6 protein-coding genes and 3 pseudogenes are annotated in these 9,778 nt (G+C 48.3%); 5 read left to right on the forward strand and 4 right to left on the reverse strand.

Going from position 1 to position 9,778, the window contains the following annotated elements; all coding sequences use genetic code 11:
* Nucleotides 1–247 precede the first annotated feature (247 nt).
* The 4 genes and pseudogenes from G9C99_RS18165 to G9C99_RS18180 all read right to left on the reverse strand — a co-directional run bounded on the left by G9C99_RS18165 (nucleotide 248) and on the right by G9C99_RS18180 (nucleotide 3,340).
* Nucleotides 248–1,246 (reverse strand): calcium-binding protein, encoded by a 999-nt coding sequence (locus tag G9C99_RS18165; protein WP_166418964.1) that lies wholly within the window; start codon nucleotides 1,244–1,246, stop codon nucleotides 248–250.
* Nucleotides 1,247–1,866: 620 nt separating this feature from the next.
* Nucleotides 1,867–2,552: pseudogene (locus tag G9C99_RS18170) on the reverse strand (transposase); the annotation flags it as partial.
* 54 nt (nucleotides 2,553–2,606) lie between these two features.
* The gene (gene tnpB / locus G9C99_RS18175) at nucleotides 2,607–2,960 is read right to left on the reverse strand and encodes an IS66 family insertion sequence element accessory protein TnpB (protein WP_166418965.1); all 354 of its coding nucleotides are present in this window, start codon (nucleotides 2,958–2,960) and stop codon (nucleotides 2,607–2,609) included.
* Complete coding sequence (locus G9C99_RS18180) at nucleotides 2,957–3,340, reverse strand: transposase (protein ID WP_231704142.1); 384 nt, start codon at nucleotides 3,338–3,340, stop codon at nucleotides 2,957–2,959. Before G9C99_RS18180 ends, tnpB begins: the two co-directional genes overlap by 4 nt.
* A 1,046-nt stretch (nucleotides 3,341–4,386) precedes the next feature.
* Here G9C99_RS18180 and G9C99_RS18185 point away from each other — a divergent pair.
* The 5 genes and pseudogenes from G9C99_RS18185 to G9C99_RS18205 all read left to right on the forward strand — a co-directional run.
* Nucleotides 4,387–5,730, forward strand: a complete 1,344-nt coding sequence (locus G9C99_RS18185; protein ID WP_166418966.1) for a calcium-binding protein — start codon at nucleotides 4,387–4,389, stop codon at nucleotides 5,728–5,730.
* Between the two features lie 290 nt (nucleotides 5,731–6,020).
* Nucleotides 6,021–6,179 (forward strand): annotated as a pseudogene (locus tag G9C99_RS18190) (helix-turn-helix domain-containing protein); the annotation flags it as partial.
* Nucleotides 6,180–6,235: 56 nt separating this feature from the next.
* On the forward strand, nucleotides 6,236–6,628 hold the full coding sequence (locus G9C99_RS18195) for a hypothetical protein (protein ID WP_166418967.1): 393 nt from the start codon (nucleotides 6,236–6,238) through the stop codon (nucleotides 6,626–6,628).
* Between the two features lie 106 nt (nucleotides 6,629–6,734).
* Nucleotides 6,735–8,342 carry a hypothetical protein gene (locus G9C99_RS18200; protein WP_166418968.1) on the forward strand — a complete coding sequence of 536 codons (1,608 nt, stop codon included), beginning with the start codon at nucleotides 6,735–6,737 and terminating at the stop codon, nucleotides 8,340–8,342.
* 520 nt (nucleotides 8,343–8,862) lie between these two features.
* Nucleotides 8,863–9,778: pseudogene (locus G9C99_RS18205) on the forward strand (IS3 family transposase); the annotation flags it as partial.

The following is a 9,778-nucleotide window of genomic DNA, read 5'->3' on the forward strand; positions in this document are numbered from 1 at the left end:
GGCGCAAACTCGATGGTGCCAACCGCATGCCTGAGATCATCCAGGGGATTGCAATCAAAGACGGGATCAAACAACTTAACCAAGCCGCCTGATCACACCGTCACCAACTTTCGGGCATACCTCCAGGCGGGTGTGTTTAAGCTCTCTGAGCGGTTCCGAACGCGCCCCATCGAAACCCTGAACGACCTTAAACAAGGCGGACTGTCCGATGATCACTGAGGGGTGCAAAGAGAAAACAATTGTAGGTTTAGGAAAACTCCTCAAGAAGTACCTGAGACGCGTTCAATTGACCAGCCGCGCCAATCACTCGAACCATATCAACTCCGTCTATGGAAACAACAGCATGAGGGCCATTATTGGTTACAACGATCGTTGGTGGACCGTCGGCTGCATCATAATTGAAAGCGATACGGTCTTCATCAGGATTGTAATCTTCAACGATGACTTCGTTGCCAGATTGATTGGTGGATAGAATGAATATGTCACCTCCGAGGCCGCCGTTACCTATGTCACCTGCACCGAGTTGTAAAAAATCATCTCCAGCGCCGCCTGAAAGTGAATCAGCGCCAGTTTCAGGGTTTATATTGAAGTTGGTGTTTATTCCCGCAAAAATGGGGTGTGCAAAAACCTCTTCATCGGTACTTGCCTCTATAAAATCAGGATCCGTTTCGGCGAGTTCTTCAAATGCTGCAAAGAACTCCGCAGAATAATCTCTCCCGGAATCTCCGCCACTGTTGGTGTCATCAATAATGTATCCGCCTATAAGGGTATCATTTCCTCCACCACCCAGAAGGGTATCGCTACCATCTCCACCTATGAGCGCATCATTGTGAATACCACCATCGATAACATCATCACCCGCATTCCCGAACAAGGTGTCAGCACCAAGGCCACCATTGATTAGATCGTTTCCAATGCCGCCACCTACAGTATCATTCCTTGCCCCACCTTCTAAAGTGTCGATGCCTGGGCCACCTTCGATCAAATCTGTGCCATTGCCTCCGTCCACAAGGTCATTCCCAGATTGCCCAAAAAGTTCGTCCGCGCCGACTTCTCCAGTGATGGTATCATCGCCTGCGAGACCCCTTATGATGTCTGGACGATTTGTACCTGCCAAAACATCATTTTCTGGAGTGCCAACGGCAGTATCCTTATCATCCTGTGAAGAAGAGTTATCGTCATCAAAGATTTCGTAAATCCCCCAGCCTAAGACGAGCGTTGAAATCGTTAACAGAGCAGCAAACATATCGGTTTCCTTTTAGTGGCGATTTATTCAGAATTGCCGAAGCTATACTCTCCACGTAGGCAATGTCAGGATTATGGAGATCTTAAGTGTATTACAGTGGTGGTAATGGGTGCTACATTTATTTGAGTTGACGGTGTGGTCGATATCTTTTTGATACTCTGTGCAGGCCTATTGTGTTCAATTCGCTTGGAATATGTGTAATGTCTCTGCGTTTGAAACAAAGTGGCAAGTGAACAGCCTTTACGTGTTCTGGCTGTGTTCTCGTGGAGGAGAGACGGCTCGGTTTGGTACTGGCAGTGTATCGTCGTTATTTAGGTAAGACTGTGCTTTAGACAAACGGCCTATCGACCTAAGAGCTCAATTTGCACGCCAGTTCATTTCTCTTTTTCCCAATACTGCCGAAATTCGCGGTGATTGTCCTCTCGATCATCGGTGTTGCGATCAAAGATCAAGAACATACCCGCACTTACGACAAGGATGGAAATCGACATTGCATGACAAACATGTGTGGCTCCGATTTGTCCGGCTTCGCTTAGGGGCTGTTGACGTTCGGGGTTTCCAAATCACCTGACTTTTGTTTCAAGGTTGCAAACGGAGGAGAGCAACCTTGACCCGAAGAGTTGCTTAAGGTTCTCTTTGAGGCAATCATAAACGGGCTTGAGCTCATATGCGGCTTTGCCGACCCATGCGGCCAAAGTGGAACGGTCGATATCGACACCTTGACGCGCGTAGATTTGGGTCTGACGGTACAGAGGCAGGTGATCTGCGTATTTACTGACAATGACGTTGGCGACTGTTGCCTCGGTTGGCAAACCGCCTTCAATCAATCGTGGTCTGGCGGGGGCTTGCGCCACGCCGTCCTTACAGGATCGGCAGGCGTACTTTGGGCGGCGCGTGACAATCACACGGAACTGCGCAGGGATTACATCCAAGCGTTCGCTGACATCTTCGTGCCGCAAGCACATGCTAAATCGTCTGGTTCAATAATCTCTTCGATGCATTCCAGATGTTTGGGCAGTGATCCACGATTGGTTTTGCGTTTTGCAGGTTTGTCTTTGGGCGGATCAATCGCTTCATCCTCAGCATGCACAACAGCCATGGCGGTCTCAATATCTTCAAACGCCAACTGGTATTGATCAGGATCGCCCTTCTCTGACTTCGCACCAAACAAGGCCCGCTTGAAGTCTGCAACCAGCTTCTCCAGCCGTTCAATGCGCACGTCTTTGCGAGCGCTGCGTTCTTCTGACGCAAGGATGATTGCCTTCGAAGCATCGACATCGTTGGGAAGATCAGCGGGTATTTCCATACCCCTGAGATAGCAAAACGAGGGAGCAAACGCCGCTGTAAAATAATCGATGATTCACTCTGCCGCAGCAGGAGGCACGATATCCAATGCGATCACGCGCCGCCAATCCAACCCCGCAAACAGGGCCTCAAATTGTGCAGGATCAAGGCGCATCGCACTGTCTTTGACGGCTGGCCATTTGAAGGTGTTTTGTTCAAGTCGTTTGTACGCCATCACCAGTCCAGACCCGTCCCAGTAAATCAGCTTTAACCGATCTGCGCGCTTGGCGCGGAATACGTAAACCGCCCCATCAAAGGGTTTGTGACGCAAGTGGCTTTGAACCAAAGCGGCCAATCCATCATGGCCCTTGCGAAAGTCCACGGGTTTGGTCGCAACATATATCTTCACCCCATGGGTCGGATGGATCATAGCGCCGCTGCAATCTCAGAAATACGGGGCGCAGGAGTGGTGGCATCCAAACGAACGGTCACATCGCCTTTGATCACATCAAGTGTGCTAGATGGGGCTGCAACCGGCGGCATTGCCATTGATGCAGCGGCTTCTTCAATCTGGACAGGCACAAAATCCATACCATCCAAGTTCGGCAGAACCAACTTACCCTGACGTGCCATACGTCGCCAATCCGACAGCGTGCTGGGGATCAACTCATATCGTTTGGCAACCGCATTGACCGTCGCACCTTCAATCAACGTCTCTGCCACAACCCGCTCCTTCAATTCCAAAGGCCAATTCCGTTTGCCATCTGATCGCCTCGGCATTCGTGCCAAAAACTCGCTTGTAGCTCCCATCGAGAAACTCCCCTCAAATCATTGAAGGCTATGAATCGCAGATTATCAGGTAAGCCGAAAGGATGGGGCGCAGACAGCGCTTACCGTCTATTTTGGACGGGACAAAGCCATTCTAAGACAAAGGGAAAGGATCAAACAAAAGACACTCGAAACGCGCCGCTTGCATCACAGGCAACGCGCCGCATAATCAAACCAACCAGATGAGCCAAACTCTCTCATTGTTTAGGCCGCCTTCGGACCCAAAAACTCTGCCGACGCACACTCGCTAACCAACACTGGTTGGAAGTTCCCGATCGAGAACAAGTTGCGCGAAACATCTAAACATTCGATGTATAGACTACGCCATAGCTTTGAGGGTCGAATGACAGACGCGGGGATCGAAGAACGTATCAAGGCTGACTTAATGGGTCACAGCTTAAAGCGTGAGCGATACGGTACAGGTGCCTCTCTCAAGAAGGCGCATGAGTGCGTTCTACAGATTGCGCTTTAGAACCAGAGCGCGTGAAATTCCAATTCGTTCCGCACGCCCTACTCTCCCCGTTCAGCCGCTACCTTTAAATCCCACGAAAACGTGACACCAACATCTTTACCACCGCACCGGCTGCACCGCAGTTTCGTGATGATCTTATTAAGGCAGTAATTTTGGTTTTCCGGCATACGGCGTTGGTGGCGTTCTTTCATTGGTGGTTCAAAAACAGATTTCAAAATAATTTTGAATCCCAATTTCTAAATTAATTCGAATAGCCACAACACTGGATACAGGTTAGATCCTGTAGATAATTACTGGCGGAATTTAGCGCTTGTTCAGTGTATTCCGTTTGCTACTGTTTTTAATTGAAAAATGTTACTCTACGCATAAAAATTAACAAATATGCCCTTATTAAAATCGAAAAAAACTGTCGCAACCGTTAACCATAATTGACCATTCAAACTCTCGACTATACCATGGGTAGAGTCGGTGATATTTTTTTCGCCCACGCGATATCTGAATGCATAGTCTGAAAATATGCACAGATTACAACATGTTATTTTACGAGGAAAGTCTTATGCCCACATCAACACACACTGCGACAAATGGTACCGGACAAATTCACACCTATCACGGTGGCTTAAACGATACTACGAACAACACTCTGAATTTAAATTATAATAACATCACCGGATTTTCGCACGGTCATCATGCCAGGGCTGGTGGCGGAAATAACATCTTTAACTTCACCAACATACACCGAGTAGATTCAACCATTGTTGGAAGACTCGAAGATTTCGACCCAAGCAGCGACAAAATTCAGATCGATGGCGTTGATGTCGACCTCTATAACCCTCCAAGCAATGTTCGGATTGTGGAGTTTAACGGAAACCATAACGATCCGAATTCGACACCACAACAATGGCTACTAATTGACACTGGACAAGGCCACATATTTTACTCCCTGTCGGGTGCACGGGTGGACATGAATGGTAACGGTTCAGCAAACACAGGTGATCAAGAAGGACATTTCATCCAATCTAATCAAGTTCCTAACTTCTCCACCTTGACTGACGTAGATTTTGTCGACCCCCAAAATTATGTTCCTGCAGGTATGACGCCAAATGGCGGTATAATAATACAAGATGATGACAAAGACGCCGCAGATGTTTTAGCTAATATCAGTGGCTCTAATGGTGGGGATCTAATTTCTGGAGGCCTCAACAACGACAAAATATATGCGGGTGACGGGAATGACACTGTTTGGGGCGGAACCGGCAACGATACCATATACGGAGGCAATCAAAACGATGTCATTTATGGCGGAGGCGGAAACGACAAAATTATTGGCGGTAAAGGTAACGACATAGGGTACGGTGGACTAGGGAACGATGTCATTTCTGGTTGGGGAGGGAACGACTCAATCTATGGCGGCAAAGGGAATGACAAACTGTACGGCCAGCAGGGAAATGACACCTTCGATGGTGGTCAGGGCAACGACAAAATGTATGGCTCCACTGGAAATGATAGTCTTGCAGGCGGCTCTGGGAACGATGTTCTGAATGGTGGCTCAGGTACCGACCATATGACCGGTGGTAGTGGAGCAGATACTTTCGAATTTAAATCAGGTGATCTCATGGATTGGGACAACTTGGGTGGAAACTGGACCCAAAAAAATGCGCAACTGGATGTCATTCATGATTTTGTTTTAGGAGTGGATAGCATCGAGTTTGACAACTATTCAAATGTTGATGATAGATCTGACCTTAGAGCTTTTAAAACCACAATCGACGGGAATGTTTATTTCACCGTTCAGGTGCGCGATACCAACGAACGAATTTTGGTAGATGTTGACGACAGTACGTCGTGGGGGGACTTTTTTGGCTCCTCCAATTTTGACGACAACTTCACAATCATTTAACGCTGGCAAACAACATCAGATGCAATCGCGTACTATTCAACAACGTCCTGCACTCCAAAATTTTGGGGTGCAGGAAAACCCAATCTAAATTCGGCTTAAGCCTTTATGAATTTTGATTTAAGAACAGCGAGCAGAATAGAAAGCAGCTCACTAAGCAAAGTGTTTCTGGGAGGTTTCTCGTTTCTACTCTTAACTCGTTTTATGCGGTCTTAAGGGCTTTGTGTGTAGATATGCCGTTACTCGCGGGGCATTTTCTTTAACCTCCCAATTTAGGGAAGAAGGAGATGCTCATTAACAAGGGTCAACGCGAGATTCATCGCAAATTGTGGATACTTCGATACGCAGAAGAGCTCGTGCATGTTGCGAAAGCCTGCCGTTATTTCGGCATCGGTCGATCTAGTTTTTACCGCTGGCGACAAGCCTACGCGGAACAGGGCGAAGCGGAGTTGGCAATGTTTACGGCTCCGCAGTAGAGGAAATCCCAATCGGCCTGTCTGGGGAATTCTTGCCCGAAGTCGTGGATGGCGGCCAGCAATCCGCCGGCGGAATTACCCCTCACCTAATCGCAGTCGGCCAGCGTGTGCAAATCGCCCAACAAGGCCTCGCCACCCTCCCCGACCTGCGCCATCGCGCGCGCTCCTCGGATGAATGCGGGGCGCATCAACCCATTTCCTACCGGGTGTTGATCGACAGCGTTTGTGTGTTTGGCGTTGATCTAGCCGAATTGGCCCTCCGCAAAGGATGGTTCGTCAAACGAGATGGAAAACACACGATACCCAAGCAGCAATCACAGAAGCTGAAAGCGGCGCTTGTCGAAGGGTTGGAAGCCGTCCGCATCTCTTGGAAAGATGCCAATATCGACGTGAGCAAAATGGTTGAAGGGGTCGAGGTGGGTTAATCCACAAAGCGTATGCAATTTTAAGGTGTCAAATCTCGATCTAATTATTATAGAATAATTTATCAATTATTCAAAACAAGAGTCGTTTTTTTTAGAAGGTAAAACCGTGCACGCATTCAACGTAACTCAGCACCGTGATGTGCTAGGCAATCTCATTTATGACACATCTAATCCCTACGCTAACACATTGAGAGACCGCTCGAACGGTGTAACAAATGATCGTGGAAGCAAAACTCCAATTGATGAAATAATCGAAACACACAATTTTCAATCAACATCACCTGAAACAATCATGCGTGAAGTGGTAACGCGTGAAGAAAGCTGGCATCAAAACGCCTTCCGGAATTCTGATCAGAGCGAAGATGTCGCGGTTATCATCACAGGCAAAAATGCGTCATTTGTGTTTGAATCCGAACCTCTGGAAAAGCAGGTGGAGACTTACACACGCAGCATAAACACTTTTTCCGCGCCTCCTGGAGCATCAACGCCAGGAAACGATATTATCTACCCTTCAGGTTATACCACCATTGATGGTGGTAGGGGCTTAGACACTCTGGTACTTGACTTGAATGGAAGCGACGTGGTTTGGACAACAACAAATCACCTGACGATTTTAAACAGTCTTGATGGCGCTTATTCGTTCACTTTGTACAATGTAGAATTACTGCAGCTCAACGACCAGACTATCACTCTCATTGAACCTATCACCCCAATGTTGGAGGATTATTCTGTCGGGATCAACGGTTGGCTCGCTGTTGGCTTCGACACGGTGTACGACACCGTAGCAGGCCCACATGCTGAGAAACACTTAGAATTTGAGATTAGAAACACATCTGGCGAAAACAGTGTCTGGCTGGATGGGGTTGGTTTAGTTGATGCATCAAATGGATATACATTCGATGCAGAACTTATCGAGTCACTTTGGGTGCAAGGTAGCAACAGCACAGGTGTACACACGCTGAACATTCGTGCGTGGGACGGCTTCCGCTGGAGCGCGTGGGATGATTTCAACATAACCACCAGAGCAAGCAATTCTCAGCCGGTCATCACTTACGATAACATCACGCTTGACCCAGAGGCTTGGAAGCAAATTGATCTTGGTTTGGCTTATAGCGATGCTGATGGGGATTCAGCATATCGCTTTGAAATCTGGGACAGTGAAGGCAATAACAGCTTCTGGGTCAGATTTGAGGGTTATGCGTATGCATCAGACGGGTATATTCTTACCAGAGAACAGTTAGATCACCTTTGGGTGCAGGGCGCAGATACTGGAGGAAATCAAACACTCTGGATCCGTGCGCATGATGGTGTCGAGTGGAGCGCTTGGGACTCTTTTGTACTAACAACACTTGGAGCTGAAATTCCCCCTGTCGCAACTATCGACAACCTTACACTTACATCCAACACCTCGGTAAATGTTAGTGACATTTCGTTTTATAGCGATGGGAATAATGATGCAGCCACCCAATATGAAGTCTGGGATGACGAAGGTGCTGACAGCTTTATACTCAACGGAACGGCAGTAGACGCGGAAGCGGGCTATACCTTATCCGCAGCCGATCTCGATAATTTGCAACTGCACGGTGACAGTTCCGGCAGCACGCAAACCCTCTGGATCCGTGCTAATGATGGTTCTGGATGGAGCGCTTGGGACTCATTTGTGTTGACCACTGCAGATTCTCAATTAGCAATAGAAGATGGACTAATAATTTAGGCACACTTCCAAGTTTGAAGCCTCTAGAGCAGGCCATTTATTGGCCTGCTTAAATGAGTGAATGTATAGGGCCGAAGCCAAAAAATGGGGCAATTTTCATAATTACTTGTCAGTAACAGGCGCTAAATACGCCCATTTCAAAAATAATTCAAAAAACCTACAACCCTTTGAAACGACTCTTATTTCCCCCTAAAATCAACCCTATTTTACTCCTAAATTCAGGTTTTTCGTAAATCTTGGTGTTGACGAAATGAGTCCTCAGGTGACAGAAAAAACACATCCTAGAACTGCGCCCGATAGAAATATCCGGGCGTTTTTTCGTTCCAGAGAGGAAGGGAAATGTCATGTGACGGAATAAACCTTGCACCGCTTGAACCTCCTAAATCTCCGGAAGACTACACAGCGTTTTCCCGGGCGATCACTGCCCAAATCGCTGAGGCCATGCTTGTCCGCTAATCCCCCCCAATTAGTGGTGTTCACAAGTAGAATTTTCTCGGCATGATATCTGAGGAGATTTTTGATGAAGAACGGACGATTTAGCGACGCGCAAATCATGGGTATTTTGAAGCAAGCTGAGAGCGGTATGCCGGTTTCTGAGCTGTGCCGGGAGCATGGTATGAGCAGCGCCAGTTTCTACAAATGGCGCGCGAAGTTCGGCAGTATGGATGCGTCTATGGTGTCGCAGATGAAAGCGATGGCGGGTGAGAACCGCCGTCTGAAGCGGATGTATGCTGAGATGAGCATGCAGAATGACTTGCTGAAGGAAGCCCTTGGAAAAAAGCGGTAAGGTCATCTCAACGACGAGAGATGGCCGTGAGGGCAGTCGAGACCAGGGCCGTCAGCATTGCGCTGGCTTGCCGCACGTTCCAAATCAGCGAGACCTGCTATCGCTATGAACGCAAGTTCGAGGATGAGAACGCTGAGATCGCGGACTGGCTGGTGCGTTTGACGGCGAACCGTAAGACTTGGGGCTTTGGCCTGTGCTTTTTGTATCTGCGCAACGTGAAGGGCTTCGAGTGGAACCACAAACGCGTGTACAGAATCTACTGCGAGTTGGAACTGAACCTGCGTATCAGGCCTCGAAAGCGGCTGAAGCGGCCCAAGCCGGACGAGTTGGCGGTGCCGGAGGTCCCCAATCATACTTGGTCGATGGACTTCATGCACGATCAACTGGCGGATGGGCGAAAGTTCCGGACCCTCAATGTGTTGGATGATTACAACCGTGAAGGACTGGGCATTGATGTGGACTTCTCGTTGCCCGCCGTACGCGTTGTGCGCAGCCTGAACCAGATCATTGAATGGCGCGGTAAACCCGAGATCATTCGCGTCGACAACGGCCCCGAATATGTCAGTGGGCTTTTGAAAGCATGGGCTGAGACGCACGGCATTCACATTGAATACATCCAGCCAGGAAAGCCTCAACAGAACGCCTATAT

Origin of the sequence: Cochlodiniinecator piscidefendens (assembly GCF_011326755.1) — a bacterium.
Taxonomy (GTDB): domain Bacteria; phylum Pseudomonadota; class Alphaproteobacteria; order Rhodobacterales; family Rhodobacteraceae; genus Cochlodiniinecator; species Cochlodiniinecator piscidefendens.

Excerpts from the sequence above, each read along its gene's own strand:
- G9C99_RS18165 (WP_166418964.1), bottom strand. The coding sequence starts at position 1,246 with ATGTTTGCTGCTCTGTTAACGATTTCAACGCTCGTCTTAGGCTGGGGG.
- tnpB (WP_166418965.1), bottom strand. The coding sequence starts at position 2,960 with ATGATCCATCCGACCCATGGGGTGAAGATATATGTTGCGACCAAACCC.
- G9C99_RS18180 (WP_231704142.1), bottom strand. The coding sequence starts at position 3,340 with ATGGGAGCTACAAGCGAGTTTTTGGCACGAATGCCGAGGCGATCAGAT.
- G9C99_RS18185 (WP_166418966.1), top strand. The coding sequence starts at position 4,387 with ATGCCCACATCAACACACACTGCGACAAATGGTACCGGACAAATTCAC.